16 protein-coding genes are annotated in these 19550 nt (G+C 59.0%); 8 read left to right on the top strand and 8 right to left on the bottom strand.

All coding sequences use genetic code 11. The annotated features are described in order from the left end of the window. The first annotated feature begins 33 nt into the window (after positions 1–33). Positions 34–660 carry a response regulator transcription factor gene (locus tag KW849_RS03750; protein ID WP_218427741.1) on the top strand — a complete coding sequence of 209 codons (627 nt, stop codon included), beginning with the start codon at positions 34–36 and terminating at the stop codon, positions 658–660. A gap of 8 nt (positions 661–668) precedes the next feature. Next, positions 669–4310 (top strand): transporter substrate-binding domain-containing protein, encoded by a 3642-nt coding sequence (locus KW849_RS03745; protein WP_218427739.1) that lies wholly within the window; start codon positions 669–671, stop codon positions 4308–4310. An 86-nt stretch (positions 4311–4396) separates the two neighbouring features. On the opposite strand, the gene KW849_RS03740 is transcribed toward KW849_RS03745, so the two are convergent. Together KW849_RS03740 and KW849_RS03735 are read right to left on the bottom strand one after the other, a co-directional pair. Next, the gene (locus KW849_RS03740; RefSeq protein ID WP_115948251.1) at positions 4397–4879 is read right to left on the bottom strand and encodes a GAF domain-containing protein; all 483 of its coding nucleotides are present in this window, start codon (positions 4877–4879) and stop codon (positions 4397–4399) included. Then, positions 4876–5766, bottom strand: coding sequence for an ATP-binding protein (locus tag KW849_RS03735; protein ID WP_218427736.1), 891 nt, complete (start codon positions 5764–5766; stop codon positions 4876–4878). The genes KW849_RS03740 and KW849_RS03735 overlap by 4 nt, the downstream gene beginning before the upstream one ends. A 123-nt stretch (positions 5767–5889) precedes the next feature. Between KW849_RS03735 and KW849_RS03730 the strand changes: the two genes are divergently transcribed. Beyond that, the gene (locus KW849_RS03730) at positions 5890–8253 is read left to right on the top strand and encodes a response regulator (RefSeq protein WP_218427734.1); all 2364 of its coding nucleotides are present in this window, start codon (positions 5890–5892) and stop codon (positions 8251–8253) included. On the opposite strand, the gene KW849_RS03725 is transcribed toward KW849_RS03730, so the two are convergent. The 3 genes from KW849_RS03725 to msrB form a co-directional block, all read right to left on the bottom strand. After that, the gene (locus tag KW849_RS03725) at positions 8237–8698 is read right to left on the bottom strand and encodes a MarR family winged helix-turn-helix transcriptional regulator (protein ID WP_108219628.1); all 462 of its coding nucleotides are present in this window, start codon (positions 8696–8698) and stop codon (positions 8237–8239) included. The genes KW849_RS03730 and KW849_RS03725 overlap by 17 nt on opposite strands. After that, positions 8695–9180: a glutathione peroxidase gene (locus KW849_RS03720; protein WP_218427732.1), complete on the bottom strand. Its 486-nt coding sequence runs from the start codon at positions 9178–9180 to the stop codon at positions 8695–8697. The genes KW849_RS03725 and KW849_RS03720 overlap by 4 nt, the downstream gene beginning before the upstream one ends. A 184-nt stretch (positions 9181–9364) precedes the next feature. Further along, a complete protein-coding gene (gene msrB, locus KW849_RS03715) occupies positions 9365–9760 on the bottom strand; it encodes a peptide-methionine (R)-S-oxide reductase MsrB (RefSeq protein WP_108219653.1) in 396 nt (131 codons plus the stop codon). A gap of 226 nt (positions 9761–9986) precedes the next feature. Here msrB and KW849_RS03710 point away from each other — a divergent pair, with 226 nt between their 5' ends. Then, positions 9987–11198 carry a pyridoxal phosphate-dependent aminotransferase gene (locus KW849_RS03710; protein WP_218427730.1) on the top strand — a complete coding sequence of 404 codons (1212 nt, stop codon included), beginning with the start codon at positions 9987–9989 and terminating at the stop codon, positions 11196–11198. A 315-nt stretch (positions 11199–11513) separates the two neighbouring features. Further along, positions 11514–12404: a protease HtpX gene (gene htpX, locus KW849_RS03705; RefSeq protein WP_007973520.1), complete on the top strand. Its 891-nt coding sequence runs from the start codon at positions 11514–11516 to the stop codon at positions 12402–12404. A 180-nt stretch (positions 12405–12584) separates the two neighbouring features. On the opposite strand, the gene KW849_RS03700 is transcribed toward htpX, so the two are convergent. Next, positions 12585–13241 (bottom strand): thiopurine S-methyltransferase, encoded by a 657-nt coding sequence (locus tag KW849_RS03700; RefSeq protein ID WP_108219629.1) that lies wholly within the window; start codon positions 13239–13241, stop codon positions 12585–12587. A gap of 102 nt (positions 13242–13343) precedes the next feature. Between KW849_RS03700 and KW849_RS03695 the strand changes: the two genes are divergently transcribed. Next, on the top strand, positions 13344–14111 hold the full coding sequence (locus tag KW849_RS03695; protein WP_218427728.1) for a class III extradiol ring-cleavage dioxygenase: 768 nt from the start codon (positions 13344–13346) through the stop codon (positions 14109–14111). A 117-nt stretch (positions 14112–14228) separates the two neighbouring features. On the opposite strand, the gene KW849_RS03690 is transcribed toward KW849_RS03695, so the two are convergent. Beyond that, positions 14229–15902 carry a DEAD/DEAH box helicase gene (locus KW849_RS03690; protein WP_218427726.1) on the bottom strand — a complete coding sequence of 558 codons (1674 nt, stop codon included), beginning with the start codon at positions 15900–15902 and terminating at the stop codon, positions 14229–14231. 422 nt (positions 15903–16324) lie between these two features. Between KW849_RS03690 and KW849_RS03685 the strand changes: the two genes are divergently transcribed. Next, complete coding sequence (locus KW849_RS03685) at positions 16325–17116, top strand: crotonase/enoyl-CoA hydratase family protein (RefSeq protein ID WP_218427724.1); 792 nt, start codon at positions 16325–16327, stop codon at positions 17114–17116. 101 nt (positions 17117–17217) lie between these two features. Here KW849_RS03685 and KW849_RS03680 read toward each other — a convergent pair whose 3' ends face one another. After that, positions 17218–17973 carry a spermidine synthase gene (locus KW849_RS03680; RefSeq protein ID WP_218427722.1) on the bottom strand — a complete coding sequence of 252 codons (756 nt, stop codon included), beginning with the start codon at positions 17971–17973 and terminating at the stop codon, positions 17218–17220. Positions 17974–18123: 150 nt separating this feature from the next. Between KW849_RS03680 and KW849_RS03675 the strand changes: the two genes are divergently transcribed. Further along, complete coding sequence (locus KW849_RS03675) at positions 18124–19470, top strand: class II 3-deoxy-7-phosphoheptulonate synthase (protein WP_218427720.1); 1347 nt, start codon at positions 18124–18126, stop codon at positions 19468–19470. Positions 19471–19550 lie beyond the last annotated feature (80 nt).

Genomic DNA, 19550 nt, shown 5'->3' with positions numbered 1-19550 from the left:
CGCGCTTTATTTGAGCTCGCATGGGACTTGATTATGAACTCCGTTTTTATTGTCGACGATCACCCGGTTATCCGCCTTGCCGTTCGAATGCTGCTGGAGCATGAAGGTTACAAAGTCGTCGGCGAAACTGACAATGGGGTCGACGCCATGCAGATGGTTCGCGAATGCATGCCGGATCTGGTCATTCTCGACATCAGCATTCCAAAACTGGATGGCCTGGAAGTGCTATCCCGATTCAACGCAATGAATACACCTATTAAAACACTGGTACTGACAGCACAATGCCCGACACTTTTCGGCATTCGTTGCATGCAATCCGGTGCCTCGGGCTATGTCTGCAAACAAGAGGACATCAGTGAACTGGTCAGCGCCATAAAAGCGGTATTTGCAGGTTACAACTATTTTCCGAGCGAGGCCTTGAACCCCATCCGCGGAGATGAAACACGCTGCATCGAACTGGAACTGTTCAAATCCGTAAACGACCGGGAACTGATGGTCTTGCAACTTTTTGCCCAAGGTCGCACAAACAAGGAAATCGCCAAGGGGATGTTTCTGAGCAACAAGACCGTGAGCACCTACAAAAAGCGCCTCATGCAGAAGCTCAAAGCCAAATCCCTGGTTGAACTAATCGAGATGGCTAAACGAAACGCGCTAGTGTGAGATCCTCGATGCCCAGCCGTTTGAAGGTTTATCTGATACAGGTGACTGCAGGTCTATGCGTGAGCACCTCGTTGTTTGGGGCACCGAACAGCGAACACTACACGCTGCTCAGCCGTTCGAAGGCCGGAGCAATGGAGGTTCGACTGGATGAATCCCAACGACAATGGATAAAGCAAAAACAAGAACTGACGCTCGGGACGTCGGCCCCGGACTACCCCCCTTTCGACCTGACCACCAGTGGGCAGGACTATGAAGGGTTTACTGCCGATTACGCGGGTCTTCTGGAAAAAATAACCGGTTTGCCCGTCAAGGTTCAGCGTTTCGATTCCCGAGGGGCCGCGATCGCCGCACTGGAAAGCGGCGAAGTCGATCTGCTAGGCACCGCGAATGGATTCGAAGCTGGCAATGCCGACATTGCACTGTCGATACCCTATGCCGTCGACCAGCCCGTATTGGTGACCCGCGAAGGGGAAACCCGATCCCTCACCGATGGCCTGGCCGGATTGCGCCTGAGCATGGTGTATCACTACTTGCCGCTGACGGAAGTCAGGGCGTTGTACCCGAAGGCGATCATCACGTCCTATCCCTCCTACCAGAATGCAATCAACGCCGTTGCTTTCGATCAGGCGGACGTGTTTCTCGGTGACACCATTTCAACTCACTACATGATCAACAAGGGATACTTGAACAATATCCGGATGGCCAACTTCGGCAAACATGAAGCCTATGGTTTCAGCTTCGCCGTTAACAGGAACAACCCCGAGCTGCTTGGCATCATCAACGCGACGATCACGGCCATCCCCTCCAGTGAACGAGAAAACATCGCCAAACGCTGGAGCGCCGGCAGCGACATTCTGCTGACCGATCAAAAATTGCAACTCACTGAACGGGAAGAACGCTGGCTGGCACGCCACCCGATAGTGCGCGTCGTCGTCAACGAAGCCTTTGCGCCACTGACGTTTTTCGATAGCAACGGCAACTTTCGCGGGGTCACCGCAGATTTGCTTGAGCTGATCAGACTGCGCACCGGCTTGCGCTTTGACATCCGGCACAGTCGGAGCGATGACGAGATGATCAAACAGATCAAGGACAACAAGGCCGATGTGATCGCCGCGTTGCTTCCCAGCGCGCAACGTCAAACCCAACTGAACTTTACCCGACCCTTTCTGGAAAATTCCTACGTCCTGCTGACCCGCAAAGCCGCCGACAGCCCGACCAACCTCGTGCAGTTGCAGGACAAGCGCCTGGCCATTGCCCGCGGCAATCCACTCATGGACTACCTGCGCAGAGAATTTCCCCGGATCAAGTTGATCGAAGCCCCGGACACCTTCAGCGCCGTAGAGTTACTCGCCGGAGGCCAGGCCGAGGGCGCGGTGAACTCACTGATCATTGCCAATTACTTCATTTCGTCGCGACTGTTCGAGCACACACTGCAAATCAGCACCACCATCGGCACCGAGCAGGCAGCGTTTTCCCTTGCCACCGCTCAGGGCGCCAAAGAGCTGAACGCGATTCTCGACAAGGCGTTACTCAGCATCTCGCCGGAAGAGCTGGGCATCATCAACAGCCGTTGGCGCGGCTATTCGGCGTCTTCGCAAAACACCTGGCGCAACTATCAACGACTGTTCTATCAGATCGTCATCGGTGCCGGCGCGCTGTTGCTGATTTCCATTGCGTGGAACGACTACATGCGACGCCAGATCAAGCAACGCAAGGCCGCCGAGCGGGCGTTGAACGATCAGTTCGAGTTCATGCGATCGCTGGTCAATGGCACGCCCCATCCGATCTACGTACGTGATCGCCAGGGGCTACTGCAAAGTTGCAACGACAGTTACCTGCAAGCGTTCAGTGCCAGGCGTGAAGATGTCATCGGCAAAAGTGTCATGCAGGGCTCGATGAGCAATGTATTCGAAGCCCGGGAGTACCAGGCTGACTACCAACGCGTGGTGGCCGAGGGCAGGCCTTTGATCGTCGATCGCGAACTGCACATTGGCGGCCGGCGGCTGACGATCTATCACTGGATTCTTCCCTATCGGGATTCCAGCGCAAAAGTGCAAGGCATTATCGGTGGCTGGATCGATATCAGCGAACGGCGGCAACTGCTCGATGATCTGCGTTGCGCGAAAGAACGTGCCGATAACGCAAACCGGGCCAAAAGCACGTTTCTGGCCACGATGAGCCATGAGATCCGCACGCCGATGAATGCAATCATTGGCATGCTTGAACTGACACTCAAGCGTCTTGATCATCAGCACCCGGAGCGTGCGGCCATTGATGTCGCGTACAACTCGGCGAAAGGGTTGCTGGAGCTGATTGGCGACATTCTAGACATTGCCAGAATCGAATCAGGACGCTTGAGCCTGAGCCCGGAGCGCGTTATTGCGGGTGAACTCGTAGCCTCGGTCGTGCGGATTTTCGATGGCCTGGCCCGACAGAAGGAGCTCGAGCTGGTACTGGAGTTCTCACCGGCCAACCCGACCTTCGATGTGTTGCTGGACCCTTTGCGCTTCAAGCAAGTGCTGTCCAACCTGATCAGCAATGCCATCAAGTTTACCGAGCAAGGTCAGGTCCGGGTCATTGTCGATCTGCAGCCGGCAACGCAATCCGGGCGCGTGCAGATGCAGGTGCAGGTTCACGACAGTGGTATCGGGATCAGCGAACAGGATCAACAGCACCTGTTCGAACCCTTCGCCCAGGCCGACAACGCCATGCAATCGGCCAGGGGGGGCGCAGGGCTGGGGCTGGTGATCAGCCGCAACCTCTGCGAGATGATGGGCGGCAGTCTGCAATTGCGCAGCGAGCCGGGCGTCGGCACTCAAGTGGAGGTGTTGCTGCTGCTGGAAACGTTGCCGCTGCAACAGTCAGCCCAGGTGGCCGAAACGCAAATCATCGTCGCCACAAACCCGTTGAGTGTGCTGGTAGTCGACGATCACCCGGCCAATCGCTTGCTCACGTGCCAGCAACTGGAGTTTCTTGGACATCGATTTACCGTCGCGGCCGATGGCCAGGAGGGACTGGATGCATGGAAAGACCAGCCGTTTGATCTGGTGATCGCCGATTGCAACATGCCGGTCATGAACGGTTACGAGCTGGCCCGCGCCATTCGCCAGCATGAACGACAAAACCATCGTCCTCCTTGCACCGTTCTCGGCTTTACCGCCAACGCGCAACCGGAAGAAGTACAGCGCTGCAAACAGGCGGGAATGGACGACTGCCTGTTCAAACCCCTCAGCCTCGGTGCCTTGAGTCAATGGGTGGAAGGCATTGGGCCCACCCAGACAACCCCGGCGTTCAACCTGCACGGGTTGAAACTGATGACCGGAGGCAACCCGATGTTGAACCGGCGATTGCTCAACGAGTTAGTGAATAGTAACCGCCAGGATCTGCAAACACTGTTGGCACTATCCAGCTCAGGGGATACGCAGGCGCTGCAGGACATTGCCCACAAAATCAAAGGCGCAGCCCGGATAGTGCAGGCATCCCGCTTGATCGACCGCTGCGAGGCACTCGAAGCAGCCTGCCATGAGGATTTCGATCGCGAAAAAGTGGCTGCATGCTGCAAATCCATGGAGTGCGCCATGCTTGAGCTGGAGGACGCGTTACTACGTCAGATCGAGCACTACGACGAAGGCAAAGTGACAGAGCCTTGACGATGCCTGGCCCCTCGGCAGTGCGTTGACCGTCATGGAGAAAACCGGCGTCAGGCCTGCTGCTCAAGGCAGGCCCGGGGTCTTGATCAGCAGTCGGTCAGCCGCAGGAAAATCGCCGCCAGCTGTTCGATTCCTGCCTGGTCCTGTGCAGTGAAACGCGCCAGTTTCGGACTGTCGAGATCGAGCACGCCGATCAATCGGCCGTCCTTGACCAGCGGCACCACCAGTTCGCTGTTCGAGGCGCTGTCGCAGGCAATGTGACCGGGAAACGCGTGCACATCTTCGACCAACTGAGTCTGCAAGGTGGCTGCCGCTGTCCCGCATACGCCGCGACCGAACGGAATCCGCACGCAAGCAATCTGCCCCTGAAACGGCCCCAGCACCAGTTCTTCATGGCGGTTGAGGTAGAAGCCGGCCCAGTTCAAGTCATCGAGCTGATTGAACAGAAACGCCGAGAACTGCGCGGCATTAGCGATGAAATCCCGCTCGTCCGCCAGCAAGGACTCCAGTTGCGCGTGCAGCATGCCGTAGCCCTCGAGGCCCTGGCCGCTCTTTTGTAAATCGATCATGCCTTGTGCTCCAACAGTTTCAGCCCGACCCAATAACGGGCAAATTGATAAGCGCAACGTCCATTGCGATTGCCCCGGCCGGTGGCCCAGCGTACCGCCAGAATGTCCAGTTCCTCGGTGCGCTGCCACGCCAGTCCGGCCTTGCCGGCCAACTGGCCGATCCAGTGTTCGACGACGTCGAGGAAGTGTTCCTGGGTAAACGGATAGAACGACAGCCACAGGCCGAAGCGGTCCGACAGCGCGATCTTGTCTTCCACCGCCTCGCTTGGATGCAATTCGCCGTCGACCCGTTTCCAGTTTTCGTTGTCGCTTTCCTTTTCCGGCACCAAGTGGCGACGGTTGGACGTGGCGTACAGCAAAACGTTGTCCGGCGCCTGTTCCAGCGAGCCATCGAGGACGCTTTTGAGCACTCGGTAATCACCCTCGCCCGACTCGAAGGAAAGGTCATCGCAAAACAGCACGAAACGCTGGGGCAGTTTGCCGATCTGTTCGACCACTCGCGGCAGGTCTGCCAGGTGATCACGCTCAATCTCGATCAAGCGCAAACCGGCTTGAGCGTGCTCGGCCAACAAGGCGCGCACCAGTGACGACTTGCCGGTGCCGCGCGAGCCCCAGAGCAAGGCGTGGTTGGCCGGCATGCCATCGAGAAACTGTCGGGTATTGCGCCCAAGCTGCTCGACTTGCCGGTCGACGCCGATCAAGTCCGACAGGCGCATGTCGAGGCAAACCTCCAGCGGCATCAGATAACCGCTGCGCGACTCACGCTGCCAGCGCGCGGCCAGGCATTGCGTCCAGTCGATGGCTGGCCGGGGGGCCGGCAGCAACGGCTCGATGCGGGCCAGAACGGCATCGGCGCGTTCAAGAAAAGCATTCAATCGGGAATCCACGACTTCTCCTCGGGCACGTTCACGGTAATGATGGTGATACAGCGACGAAACACAGCGTCACACAAGCGGCGGCCCCCGCAGTACTGGCCTCGCGAGAACATCAACAGGCAGGCATGATCGACTATGCTTGAGCAGCGAAAGGAAACGGAAGTGGTTCACCCCTCCATGGACATCAAATTCACCAACCGGCTGTCATTCAAGCAAGCCCGGCTTACCGTGCTGGTCGGTTTCATTCTGGGCACGCTGCTCAGCCTGCTGCAAATAGGCATCGATTATGCCAGTGAAGACGCCTCCATCAATCGTGAAATCCTTTCATTACTGGAAATCAGCCACAACCCGGCCTCGCGAATTGCCTACAACATCGACGCCGAACTCGCCAAAGAACTGACTCTGGGCCTGCTGCGCTCGCCAGCGATCACTGGTGTGAAACTGACCGACAACAACGGCACCGTGCTGGCCAGCGTCAAGCGACCCGGTGTGGAAAACGGATACCGGATGCTTAGTGACTTCCTGTTCGGTGCCAACCGACAGTTCGAAGACCGGCTTTACCTGGATCATTTACCCAACGAATCCCTGGGTACGCTGCGACTGAACGTCGATACTTACGCTTTCGGCGACCGGTTCCTGCGCCGGGCCGAAGTGACCCTGCTCAATGGTTTCGCCCGCAGCCTGCTGCTGTCCGGCATCCTGCTGGCGCTGTTCTATGTGATGCTGACCAAGCCCCTGGTGCGGGTCATCCGTGAACTCAGCGGTCGCGACCCGAGCAGCACCGAGCCGACCTCACTGGAGTGTCCCGCCGGGCACGCCGACGATGAGATCGGCGTGTTGGTCAAGGTTGCCAACCAGCAATTCAAAAACATCGCCACCGAAATCCAGCAGCGGCGCAATGCGGAAAACCGCCTGACCGAGTATCTCGGCCAACTGGAAAATATCGTCTCGGCCCGCACTGCCGAACTCAACGCGATCAATGCCCGGCTGAGCCAATCCAACGAGGAACTGGAAGTCGCTCGCAGCACTGCACTGGACATGGCCGACGCCCGCTCGGTGTTCCTGGCCAACATGAGCCATGAAATCCGCACGCCCCTCAATGGCTTGCTCGGGATGATCGCGCTGTCCCTCGACGGGCCGCTGACTGCCGAACAACAGCAACAGCTGTCCATCGCCCATGACTCGGGCAAAGTGCTGGTGGAATTGCTCAACGATATTCTCGACTTGTCGAAGTTCGATGCCGGTCAACTCGAACTCGAACACATCCCCTTCGACCTCGGCTCGCTGATCGAAGACACTGCCAACCTGTTATCGCAGAACGCCGCCCCCAGCGTCGAACTGACCTGCCTGATCGATCCGAATTTCCCGACACTCGTGCTCGGCGATCCGACCCGGGTGCGGCAGATCGTCAGTAATCTGCTGTCCAACGCCCTCAAGTTCACCCGTTTCGGGCGTGTCGACGTGCGCCTGTCGACGTTCGGGGACGGCGTCAGAATCGAAGTGTGTGACACCGGCATCGGAATCCCTCTGGATGCCCAAGTGAAAATTTTCCAGCCTTTCACTCAGGCCGGCGCCGGTATTACCCGCCAATTTGGCGGCACCGGGCTGGGCCTGGCACTGACCTACAACCTTTGCGAAGCCATGCAAGGGCGCCTGACGATCGACTCCGAGCCGGGTTTTGGCAGCCAGTTCTGCGCGGACTTGCCATTGCCCAGCCATACCCGTGCAATGCCTGCTGTTTCGCTCAAGGGCAAAGTCATCGCCATCACGGCCGCCAGCAGCGGGCTGGGCGAACTGCTGAACGGCCTGTTGCCTGGCTGGGGCCTGGACTACGAACGACGCTCCATGGATGACCCACTGCTTGGCCTGGCGGCCGACGTGCTCATCACCGACTGCCCCGAGTGCCTGTTCAATTTGCGCCCCACCCTCAGCGCGCCGATCCTGCTGGTTACCGCTTATGGCAATTTCATGCCCAGCGAAGAGGTCAACGCCCTCGCCCCCTTGCAACAGCAGGCCCGCCCTCTGGCACGCAATACGCTGCATCAGTTGCTGCGGCGAATCCTGCAACCGCAAACCCACCCGATCAACAATGCCCCACTCGACGCGCAAAGCCCGCCGCGCCGCGGGCGCGTGCTGCTGGTGGAAGATAATCCGGTCAACCAACTGGTGGCCAAGGGCATGCTCGGTAAACTCGGCTGCGAGGTGACCACCGCGGCCCATGGTGCCGAAGCCCTGGATCAACTCGAACAACGGGAGTTCGATCTGGTGCTGATGGACTGCAACATGCCGGTGATGGACGGCTATGAGGCCAGTCGGCAAATCCGCCGCAGCGGACGCTGGCCCCAACTGCCCATCGTCGCCCTGACGGCCAACGCCATGTCGGAAGAGCGCGAACGTTGTCGTGCCGCGGGCATGAGTGACTACCTGGCCAAACCCTTCCGGCGGGAAGAACTGGCCGCCCTGCTGGATTTGTGGATCTGCGCTACGTCAGCGCCTTGATCTGTCCCAACAAGTGATCGAGACCATCGCGCAAATCGTTGAGACGGTTCAGATCGACCCCGCTGTCGCACAACAGGCGGGCCTTGAGTGGCCCTACCTGATCGCGCAGGGCCGTGCCGGCTGGCGACAGGCTCAGATGCACTTCACGCTCATCGCGCGCCGAACGCTGACGCTGCACCAGTTGCAGTTGTTCGAGGCGCTTGAGCAACGGTGTCAGCGTGCCGGAATCCAGGGCCAGGCGCTCGCCCAGCGCCTTGACGGTCGGCTGCTCCGGGGGAGCTTGCTGCCACTCCCACAGCACCAGCATCGCCAGGTACTGAGGGTAAGTCAGGCCCAACTGATCGAGCATTGGCTTGTAGGCGCGAATGACCGCCCGGGAAGCGGCGTACAGCTTGAAACACAGCTGGCTGTCGAGCTTCAGGGAATCGACTGACAAGGTATTCATTTGAGCAGGGCTTCGATCTCGCGGGTCAGGTCCTGCGGCTTGGTCGCCGGGGCGAAGCGCTTGACCAGTTGCCCGTCCTTGCCGATCAGGAACTTGGTGAAGTTCCACTTGATGCCTTGGGAACCCAGCACACCCGGTGCGCGCTTTTTCAATTGCACGAACAGCGGATGGGCGTCGGCACCGTTTACGTCGATCTTTTTGAACAACGGGAAGCTGACACCGAAGTTCAGTTCGCAGAATTCGGAAATCGCCCCTTCATCTCCCGGCTCTTGTTTACCGAACTGGTTGCAGGGAAAACCGAGCACCACCAGGCCCTGGTCCTTGTAGGTCTGCCACAGTTCTTCCAGGCCTTTGTACTGCGGAGTGAAACCGCATTTGCTGGCCGTGTTGACCACCAGCACGGCCTTGCCGGCGAAATCCGCCAGGGTCTTTTGCTCACCCTTGATGGTGGTGCAAGGGATGCTCAGCAGGTTGTCGCTCATGTTTGAGGGTCCGAGTGGATGGGAGATATAACAAAATAGCGAGCAATTGAATTGAGTGCAATTTAATTAATCAAAACGCTGACTAGCTGTAGGAGCTGCCGAAGGCTGCGATCTTTTGATTCTTGGCCTCAAGAAAGACCAGATCAAAAGATCGCAGCCTTCGGCAGCTCCTACAGGGCTTGCATTACGCGCGGGGCACCAGGTCCAGGCACACCGAGTTGATGCAATAGCGCAGACCGGTCGGCGGCGGACCATCGGGGAATACATGCCCCAGGTGCGCGTCGCATTTGGCGCAGACCACTTCGGTGCGGATCATGCCGTGGCTGACATCACGGATTTCGGTCATGGCGCTGTCGCCGATCGGCGCGTAGAAACTTGGCCAGCCGCAGCCGGAGTCGAACTTGGTCCGGGAGTCGAACAACGGCTCGTTACAGCAGATGCAGTGGTAGATACCGTCGGTCTTGGTGGCGTTGTATTTGCCGGAAAACGGACGTTCGGTGCCTTTGAGGCGGCACACGTTGTACTGCTCTGGATCGAGCATCGCCTTCCATTCTTCCAGGGTTTTTTCCAACTTTTCCATCATCACACCTCAGCGGCTGAAAAAGCCCGATCTGTACCTTTTCCACGGATCGGGCGGCACGTATGATTGCGCCTCGTCAAACGCCAGTCTGGCAGCCAGTCCACGCGCATTCAAACGGAAATATGGGTGCTGCATCTCAAGGCGTCAGGCCTGTGTGAATACGCAGGATTCCCAGCACGGTTGTCCAAACGCCGTCTGGATCGTTCATTTTCGGGAACACATCGCCATGCAGGTCAGCAAATCGAACAAGCTCGCCAACGTCTGCTACGACATTCGCGGCCCGGTGCTCAAGCACGCCAAGCGCCTGGAAGAGGAAGGCCATCGCATCCTCAAGCTGAACATCGGCAACCCGGCGCCCTTTGGTTTCGAAGCACCGGATGAAATCCTCCAGGACGTGATCCGCAACCTGCCGACCGCCCAGGGCTATAGCGACTCCAAGGGCCTGTTCAGTGCGCGCAAGGCCGTAATGCAGTACTACCAGCAAAAGCAGGTGGAAGGCGTCGGCATTGAAGACATTTACCTGGGCAACGGCGTTTCCGAACTGATCGTGATGTCGATGCAGGCCCTGCTCAACAATGGCGACGAAGTGCTGGTACCGGCGCCGGACTATCCGTTGTGGACCGCAGCCGTGAGCCTGTCCGGCGGCAATCCGGTGCATTACCTGTGCGACGAGCAAGCCAACTGGTGGCCGGACCTGGCCGACATCAAGGCCAAGATCACCCCGAACACCAAGGCCCTGGTGATCATCAACCCGAACAACCCGACCGGCGCGGTGTATTCGAAGGAAGTGCTGCTGGGCATGCTGGAACTGGCCCGCCAGCACAATCTGGTGGTGTTCTCCGACGAGATCTACGACAAGATTCTCTACGACGATGCGGTGCACATCTGCACCGCCTCCCTGGCGCCGGACCTGCTCTGCCTGACCTTCAACGGTCTGTCCAAGTCCTATCGCGTGGCCGGTTTCCGTTCCGGCTGGATCGCCATTTCCGGCCCGAAACACCACGCCCAGAGCTACATCGAAGGCATCGACATGCTGGCGAACATGCGTCTGTGCGCCAACGTGCCGAGCCAGCATGCGATCCAGACCGCCCTGGGTGGCTATCAGAGCATCAATGACCTGGTGTTGCCGCAGGGCCGCCTGCTGGAGCAACGCAACCGCACCTGGGAGTTGCTCAACGACATTCCGGGCGTGAGCTGCGTCAAGCCGATGGGCGCGCTATATGCATTCCCGCGGATCGACCCCAAGGTCTGCCCGATCCATAACGACGAAAAATTCGTCCTGGACCTGCTGCTCTCCGAGAAGCTGTTAGTGGTACAAGGCACCGCCTTCAACTGGCCATGGCCAGACCACTTCCGCGTCGTGACCCTGCCGCGTGTCGATGAACTGGAGGTGGCCATCGGACGCATCGGCGGCTTCCTCAAGTCCTACCGCCAGTAAGCGATCTGTCACCGTGCGACGCCCCCGAACGTCGCATGGTGATTCATCCGGCAACATTTGTTTGCATTGCGCCACTGGCAGTCGCTTTGTTGCTGCCGGACAGTGCCTTGCCTGCTCGCGCCTAACAAAGGCGGGGCCTTCGACACGAATTGACTGACAAACACTTCCCGCATACTTGTCGGAAATGCCCTGCAAGCAGCTAGACTGTTGCCGTAGGACACAGTTTGAAATAGTCACCCGGTTGAATACCCCAGTGCAGCACCTTATATACCCCGCAGTACGCTACATCTTTAGCATGAGGAGATTTCTACAACCATGATGCGCATCCTGCTGTTCTTGGCCACTAACCTGGCGGTCGTGCTGATTGCCAGCATCACCCTGAGCCTTTTCGGCTTCAACGGGTTCATGGCGGCCAATGGGGTTGACCTCAACCTCAATCAGCTGCTGATTTTCTGTGCGGTCTTTGGTTTCGCAGGTTCCTTGTTCTCGCTGTTCATCTCCAAGTGGATGGCGAAAATGAGTACCAGCACCCAGATCATCACCCAGCCGCGCACCCGTCACGAGCAATGGCTGCTGCAAACCGTCGAGCAACTGTCCCGTGAAGCCGGGATCAAGATGCCCGAAGTCGGTATCTTCCCGGCCTACGAGGCGAACGCCTTCGCTACCGGCTGGAACAAGAACGATGCATTGGTCGCGGTCAGCCAGGGATTGCTCGAACGCTTCTCGCCTGATGAAGTGAAAGCCGTCCTGGCCCACGAAATCGGTCACGTGGCCAATGGCGACATGGTTACCCTGGCGTTGATTCAGGGCGTGGTGAACACCTTCGTGATGTTCTTCGCACGGATCATCGGCAATTTCGTCGACAAGGTGATCTTCAAGAACGAAGAAGGCCAGGGCATTGCCTACTACGTGGCGACCATCTTCGCCGAACTGGTTCTGGGTATCCTGGCCAGCGCCATCGTCATGTGGTTCTCGCGCAAGCGCGAATTCCGTGCCGATGAAGCCGGTGCAAACCTGGCCGGCACCGCCGCGATGATTGGCGCCCTGCAACGCCTGCGGGCGGAACAGGGGCTACCGGTGCACATGCCCGACACCCTGAACGCCTTTGGCATCAACGGTGGCATCAAGCAAGGGTTCGCTCGCATGTTCATGAGCCACCCGCCGCTGGAAGAGCGTATCGACGCACTGGCTCGTCGCCGGGGCTAAGAGGCTCCACAGCAAACAAAAAAGGCCCGCAGCGATGCGGGCCTTTTTTTGTCGGCTAATTATTGGTATGTGTGAGGGCCTCATCGCGAGCAGGCTCACTCCTACAGGTGATTTGTGAACGATGCAGACCCCTTGTAGGAGCGAGCCTGCTCGCGATGAGGCCAGAACTGTCGCTACAAATTACCGCGTGGAAACCCGATACACCCGCTCCTCAAGCCGCGTAACACCCGCCTCCAGGAATTTCCCGCCTTCACTCAACACATCCTGATCCTCGAGGATCTTCAGCGTCCACGAGTCCCCGAACAACCGCCGCACCTCATCATCGAGCACAGCAAACGGCGGGCCGGGCATTTGCGCCTGGTCATAGTCCAGGGTAATCACCAGGCCAAGGGACTCCTTCGGCAGTATCCGCTTCAAATGGGCGGCGTAGCGCTCGCGCATTTCCGCCGGCAACGCGATCAACGCCGCGCGATCATAAAGCGCGGAGCAATCGGCAACATCGCCTGCCGTCAGCTCGAAGAAATCGCCGCACCACAGCTCAATGGAACCTGCCCGATAAACCTTGAACGGCCCCTGCTCGCTGACGGCCGGATCAAAGCCATGTTCGCTGAAAAACTCCTCGACGGCTTTTTCCGACAGTTCGACTCCCAAGACCTCATGGCCTTGATGGGCGAGCCATAGCAAATCCAGGCTTTTTCCACATAACGGCACCAACACGCGTGCGCCTTCTTCAAGGCTTAACGCTGGCCAGAACCGCTTCAGATGAGGGTTCACCTGCGGCAGGTGAAAGCCGATCTGGTTCGCCGCCCACTTTTTGTGCCAAAACTCCGGCTGCATAAATAACCCCGAAAATTCGATCAAAACACCCTAAAACTTATATTAGATTTAGATTAATGATCTGACTGAAGATGTTGCATCTTAACTCTCAGGAGCTCATTCATGTTCCCCAGCCTGTACATATCCCACGGCTCCCCCATGCTCGCCCTGGAACCCGGCGCCAGCGGGCCGGCACTCGCCCGCCTGGCCGCCGAGATACCGAAGCCAAAAGCCATCGTGATTGTTTCCGCACACTGGGAAAGCAATGAGCTGCTGGTCAGCGGCAATCCACAACCGGAAACCTGGCATGACTTCGGTGGCTTTCCCAAAGCTCTGTTCGAAGTGCAGTACCCAGCCCCAGGCGACCCACGACTCGCCGCAGAGGTTGCCGAATTATTGAAAACCGCTGGCTTTCCAGCACGCATCGACAGCAATCGGCCTTTCGACCATGGCGTCTGGGTACCTTTATCGCTGATGTACCCGCAGGCAGACATTCCGATTGTCCAGGTTTCGCTGCCCACCCGCGGCGGCCCCACCCTGCAGACCCGCGTTGGCCACGCGCTGGCCAGCCTGCGCGAGCACGGAGTCCTGCTGATCGGCTCAGGCAGTATCACCCACAACCTGCGGGAACTGGATTGGCATGCCGGCCCCGAGAGTGTTGAGCCCTGGGCCCAGGCATTTCGCGACTGGATGATCGAGAAGCTCGCAGCGAACGACGAAGCTGCGCTGCACGACTATCGCGCGCAAGCACCGAATGCTGTGCGTAACCATCCCAGCGACGAGCACTTGTTGCCGCTGTACTTTGCCCGTGCCGCCGGGGGGCAGTTCGGGATTGCCCATCAGGGGTTCACCATGGGTGCGCTGGGGATGGACATCTACCGCTTCGGCTGACAGACAGACCGCGTCGCGGGCTTGCTCGCGAAGGGCGGCGACACAAATCAGCAGGCAAAAAAAATCCCCGAACCAGTCGGGGATTTTTTATGTTCGATCAATCAGCCCAAGAGCGGATCAATCTTCGCGATAACGACGCAGCTTCAACTGCTTGCCGGCAACGCGAGTGTCCTTCAGCTTGGTCAGCAACTTCTCAAGACCATCTTCCGGCAGCTCGACGAGGCTGAAGCTGTCACGCACCTGGATGCGACCGATCGCTTCACGTGCCAGACCACCTTCGTTGAGGATGGCGCCCAGCAGGTTCTTGGCAGCGATACCGTCACGCGCGCCCAGCGCGGTACGGCAACGTGCACGGCCTTCGCCCAGTGGCATCGGAGCACGACGCTCGCGGTCACTACGCTCAGGACGATCACCGGAACGCTCTGGACGATCGCCACGCGGTGCATTGTTCGGCACCAGTGGACGCTCTTTCTCGATTGCAGCCAGGGTCAGCGCTTGAGCGTTGGTTGCCTTGCGCAGCAGGGCTGCGGCCAGGGCACGCGGGCTGCAACCGATGTCGGCAGTCAGGCGATCGAGCAGATCACCGTGAGTCGATTCGGCATCGGCCACCAGCGGCGACAGGCTGTTGGTCAGTTTCTTGATGCGCGCATCCAGAACAGCTTGAGCGTCTGGCAGGCGAACTTCAGCAACCTTTTGACCGGTTACACGCTCGATCACTTGCAGCATGCGGCGCTCACGCGGAGTCACCAGCAGCAGTGCACGACCTTCGCGACCGGCACGGCCGGTACGGCCGATACGGTGAACGTAGGACTCTGGATCGTACGGCATGTCAACGTTGAATACGTGAGTGATGCGCGGTACGTCCAGGCCACGAGCAGCAACGTCGGTCGCCACAACGATGTCCAGACGGCCATCCTTGAGGGAGTCGATTACGCGCTCACGCTGGTTCTGGGCGATGTCACCGTTCAGCGCAGCGGCTTTGTAGCCTTTGGCTTCCAGGGCACTGGCCAGATCCAGGGTCGCTTGCTTGGTGCGCACGAACATGATCAGGGCGTCGAAATCTTCCACTTCCAGCAAGCTGAGAACGGCCGAAGTCTTCTGGTCAGCGTGAACCAACAGGTGAGCCTGTTCGATCGCGGTAACGGTCTGGGTCTTGGTCTGGATCTTCACGTGTTGCGGATCGCGCAGGTGGCGTTCAGCAATGGCACGGATCGACTGCGGCAGGGTGGCCGAGAACAATACGGTCTGACGGGTGACAGGCAGGGCCTTGAAGATAACTTCCAGGTCGTCCATGAAGCCCAGCTTGAGCATTTCGTCGGCTTCGTCGAGAACCAGGTGGTTCACGGTCGCCAGTACTTTTTCGTCGCGACGCAGGTGGTCGCACAGACGGCCCGGAGTGGCGACAACGATCTGTGCGCCATTACGGATTGCTTTCAGCTGTGGGCCCATCGGCGCGCCGCCGTAGACAGCCACAACAGTCACGCCCGGCATTTGCTTGGCGTAGGTTTCGAAAGCGGTTGCAACTTGTAGCGCCAACTCACGAGTTGGCGCCAGGATCAGGGCTTGCGGTTCGCGCTTTGCAGGATCGATGCGATGCAGGATCGGCAGGGCGAACGCAGCGGTTTTACCCGTACCGGTTTGCGCCTGACCAATCATGTCGTGACCGGCCATGATGATCGGGATCGATTGCTGCTGAATAGCCGATGGCTCTTCGTAGCCAGTCGCGGTGACGGCTGCAAGAATATTCGGATTAAGATTAAAAGCGGCGAAGCCGCCGGTTTCCTGGGTCATGGGTCTGCCTCTAAGTGCATCCGCAAAGACCCATGCTCCAAAGCTGCGCGTGCCGTGTTGAGACTCAAGAGTCGCCCTGGCAGCTTTGTCGGCGGGGATTTGCGAAAACGAATGAATGAAAAGAATCGTCAAGGGAGAGTCCGCAGTACGGACGTGCAGCCGAAGCTGACTTCGGGGAATTGCTCTACCTAAACGCGGCCCGGCTAAAGGCCGGCGCGCACTATACCGGAATTTGCCCAAAAAGGGAGCTTTTTTTATCGGAAATCCACCTGATACACCGTTGTGTCACAGGCTTTGCGAATAATCGGTCAGCCGTCTACTTTTCAAAGGCCCGGCCTTGCGGATGATGGCGCTAAAACGGTTCACCCTTTGCCGTGCAGACCGCCGGTCCGGCACGCCTTTCCCACCCCGAGGATCACTCCATGAATCAGCCCAGCACCAGTCGAGTCAGCCGCGAACGGCATGGTCATGTGTTCATGATCGGTCTGGATCGGGTGACCAAGCGCAACGCCTTCGATCTCGACCTGCTCAACGCATTGAGCCTGGCTTATGGCGAGTTCGAAGCCGACAGCGAGGCGCGCGTGGCGGTGGTGTTCGCTCATGGTGAGCACTTTACCGCCGGGCTCGACCTGGTCAATGCCAGCGTTACACTCGCCGAAGGCTGGCAGGTCCCCCCTGGCGGCTGTGATCCGTGGGGGGTGTTCGCTGGCCCCAGGGTCAGCAAACCGGTAATCGTCGCCGCCCAGGGCTATTGCCTGACCATCGGCATCGAGTTGATGCTGGCCGCCGACATCAACCTGTGCGCCAGCAATACCCGGTTCGCGCAGATGGAAGTGCAACGCGGGCTCTTCCCGTTCGGCGGCGCCACCCTGCGCCTGCATCAAGTCTCCGGTTGGGGGAACGCCATGCGCTGGCTGTTGACCGGTGATGAATTCGACGCCCGTGATGCCTTGCACCTGGGTCTGGTGCAGGAAGTCATGGCCAGTGAAGACTTGCTGCCCCGGGCGATTGAACTGGCCGAGCGGATCGCCCGGCAGGCGCCGCTCGGCGTTCAAGCGACGCTGATGTCTGCGCGACAGGCCCGGTATGAAGGGGAAACCGCTGCTGCACAAGCCTTGCCTCTGCTAGTCAAGAAGTTGATGGCTAGCGAGGATGTCAAAGAAGGTGTGCGGTCGATGGTGGAGAAGCGGCCTGGAGTTTTCAAAGGTTGCTGAAAGTCTGTGTAGGAGCTGCCGAAGGCTGCGATCTTTGATATTGCTTTTGAAGATCAAAAGATCGCAGCCTTCGGCAGCTCCTACAAGGGGATCTGTGCTCCTCAGGTCGCCGGGCGAATGCACTTGATCAACGATTGCAACGAATACCCCAAGCGCGGCCCCAGCGCTTCGGCGCGGGCGATCAGGCCGTCCATGTCCAGTTCCTGATCCAGCTCCGACGGCACGATCAGAATCACGTTGCCCTCCTTCACCGGCAGCTCCCAGTAATGTCGGTGGTACAAACCACGCAACAACGCGGCGCCCAAGGGTTTGCCATCGTCGGTAGCCCACTGATTGATGACCAGCCATCCCCCCGGATTCAATCGCTTCTGGCAGTTTTCCAGAAAGCTCCAGGCCAGATGCCCGACACCCGGGCCGACATCGGTATAAAGGTCGACGAAAATCAGGTCGGCCGACTCAGCCGTGTCGAGCAGTTCCAGGGCATCGCCAACGCGGATGTACAGGCGCGGATCGTCATCCAGCCCCAGGTACTCGATGGCCAGACGCGGTACGTCCGGGCGCAGTTCGATGGCTTCGACATCTTCCAGCGGCAGGAACTTGAGGCAGGCCTGAGTCAGAGTACCGGCGCCGAGACCGAGAAACAGCGCACTTTCCGGTTGCTCGTGGCACAACGCGCCGATCAGCATCGCCCGGGTGTAGTCGTACTCGAGCCAGCTCGGATCGGCCGTGAACACGCAGCTTTGCTCGATGGCATCACCGAACTCGAGAAAACGGTAATCGGCCACTTCCAGCACACGAATCACGCCGAACTCGTCCTGTACCTCGGCGAGCAGATGCTCGACGCGCTCCTCAGTCATTTCATCTCCTGATCGTCACCGGGGCCGGTAACGCAATAACACCGCGTATAGAGAGCGGCAAAGGCGAGATTGTCGGCGAAGCGACGGGAACAGGTCACGCACTAATTTGCTGATAACATGGAGGTCCGAGCGAAAACACTAGAGACCGTGATGAGCCAACCCTGGAGCCCTGACAGCTGGCGCGCCCTGCCGATCCAGCAACAACCCCAATACCCCGACGCCGCGCATTTGCAGCAGGTCGAACAGACTCTGGCCAGCTATCCACCACTGGTGTTTGCCGGTGAAGCCCGGGAGTTGCGCCGTCAGTTTGCCGAGGTGACCCAAGGCCGCGCGTTTCTGTTGCAGGGTGGCGACTGCGCCGAAAGCTTCGCCGAATTCTCCGCGGCGAAAATCCGCGACACCTTCAAAGTGTTGTTGCAGATGGCGATCGTGATGACTTTTGCCGCCGGCTGCCCGGTGGTCAAGGTCGGGCGCATGGCCGGGCAGTTCGCCAAGCCCCGCTCGGCCAACGACGAAACCATCGATGGCATGACCCTGCCAGCCTATCGTGGCGACATCGTCAACGGCATCGGTTTCGACGAAAAAAGCCGCGTGCCGGACCCGGAGCGCCTGTTGCAGTCCTATCACCAGTCCACTGCCACCTTGAACTTGTTGCGCGCGTTCGCCCAGGGCGGTTTTGCCGATCTGCATCAGGTGCACAAGTGGAACCTGGACTTCATTGCCAACTCGGCACTGGCAGAAAAGTACAGCCATCTGGCCGACCGCATCGATGAAACCCTGGCGTTCATGCGCGCCTGCGGCATGGACAGTTCGCCGCAGTTGCGCGAAACCAGTTTCTTCACCGCCCATGAAGCGCTGCTGCTGAACTACGAAGAAGCTTTCGTGCGTCGCGACAGCCTGACCAACGATTACTACGACTGCTCGGCCCACATGCTGTGGATCGGCGACCGTACGCGCCAGCTCGACGGCGCCCACGTCGAATTCCTGCGCGGGGTGAACAACCCGATCGGGGTCAAGGTTGGCCCGAGCATGAACCCCGACGACCTGATTCGCTTGATCGACGTGCTCAACCCGGACAACGACCCGGGTCGCCTGAACCTGATCGCGCGGATGGGCGCGAACAAGGTCGGCGATCACTTGCCGCAGCTGATCCGCGCCGTCGAGCGGGAAGGCAAGCAAGTGCTGTGGAGTTCCGATCCGATGCACGGCAATACGATCAAGGCCAGCAGCGGCTACAAGACCCGCGACTTCGCGCAGATCCTTGGCGAGGTGAAGCAGTTCTTCCAGGTACACGAAGCCGAAGGCAGCTATGCCGGTGGTATCCATATCGAAATGACCGGGCAGAACGTCACCGAATGCATCGGTGGTGCGCGGCCGATTACCGAGGACGGCTTGTCGGATCGCTACCACACCCATTGCGACCCGCGGATGAATGCCGATCAGTCGCTGGAGCTGGCGTTTTTGATTGCCGAGACACTGAAGCAGGTTCGGCGCTAGTTTTTGACTGCCTGATATATCGCCTTCGCGGGCAAGCCCGCTCCTACAGGGTTCGCGCCGTACACAAAATCCGTGATCGG

This window comes from Pseudomonas sp. PDM26 (genome assembly GCF_019219185.1).
Classification (GTDB): Bacteria; Pseudomonadota; Gammaproteobacteria; order Pseudomonadales; family Pseudomonadaceae; genus Aquipseudomonas.
This window is presented reverse-complemented; position numbering and strand designations above follow the sequence as displayed.

What these genes read in the sequence shown, in the direction of transcription:
- KW849_RS03685 (WP_218427724.1), top strand. Translation starts at nt 16,325, where the DNA reads ATGAATCAGCCCAGCACCAGTCGAGTCAGCCGCGAACGGCATGGTCAT.
- KW849_RS03690 (WP_218427726.1), bottom strand. Translation starts at nt 15,902, where the DNA reads ATGACCCAGGAAACCGGCGGCTTCGCCGCTTTTAATCTTAATCCGAAT.
- KW849_RS03720 (WP_218427732.1), bottom strand. Translation starts at nt 9,180, where the DNA reads ATGAGCGACAACCTGCTGAGCATCCCTTGCACCACCATCAAGGGTGAG.
- msrB (WP_108219653.1), bottom strand. Translation starts at nt 9,760, where the DNA reads ATGGAAAAGTTGGAAAAAACCCTGGAAGAATGGAAGGCGATGCTCGAT.
- htpX (WP_007973520.1), top strand. Translation starts at nt 11,514, where the DNA reads ATGATGCGCATCCTGCTGTTCTTGGCCACTAACCTGGCGGTCGTGCTG.
- KW849_RS03745 (WP_218427739.1), top strand. Translation starts at nt 669, where the DNA reads ATGCCCAGCCGTTTGAAGGTTTATCTGATACAGGTGACTGCAGGTCTA.
- KW849_RS03680 (WP_218427722.1), bottom strand. Translation starts at nt 17,973, where the DNA reads ATGACTGAGGAGCGCGTCGAGCATCTGCTCGCCGAGGTACAGGACGAG.
- KW849_RS03710 (WP_218427730.1), top strand. Translation starts at nt 9,987, where the DNA reads ATGCAGGTCAGCAAATCGAACAAGCTCGCCAACGTCTGCTACGACATT.
- KW849_RS03675 (WP_218427720.1), top strand. Translation starts at nt 18,124, where the DNA reads ATGAGCCAACCCTGGAGCCCTGACAGCTGGCGCGCCCTGCCGATCCAG.
- KW849_RS03740 (WP_115948251.1), bottom strand. Translation starts at nt 4,879, where the DNA reads ATGATCGATTTACAAAAGAGCGGCCAGGGCCTCGAGGGCTACGGCATG.
- KW849_RS03750 (WP_218427741.1), top strand. Translation starts at nt 34, where the DNA reads ATGAACTCCGTTTTTATTGTCGACGATCACCCGGTTATCCGCCTTGCC.
- KW849_RS03725 (WP_108219628.1), bottom strand. Translation starts at nt 8,698, where the DNA reads ATGAATACCTTGTCAGTCGATTCCCTGAAGCTCGACAGCCAGCTGTGT.
- KW849_RS03695 (WP_218427728.1), top strand. Translation starts at nt 13,344, where the DNA reads ATGTTCCCCAGCCTGTACATATCCCACGGCTCCCCCATGCTCGCCCTG.
- KW849_RS03700 (WP_108219629.1), bottom strand. Translation starts at nt 13,241, where the DNA reads ATGCAGCCGGAGTTTTGGCACAAAAAGTGGGCGGCGAACCAGATCGGC.
- KW849_RS03730 (WP_218427734.1), top strand. Translation starts at nt 5,890, where the DNA reads ATGCTTGAGCAGCGAAAGGAAACGGAAGTGGTTCACCCCTCCATGGAC.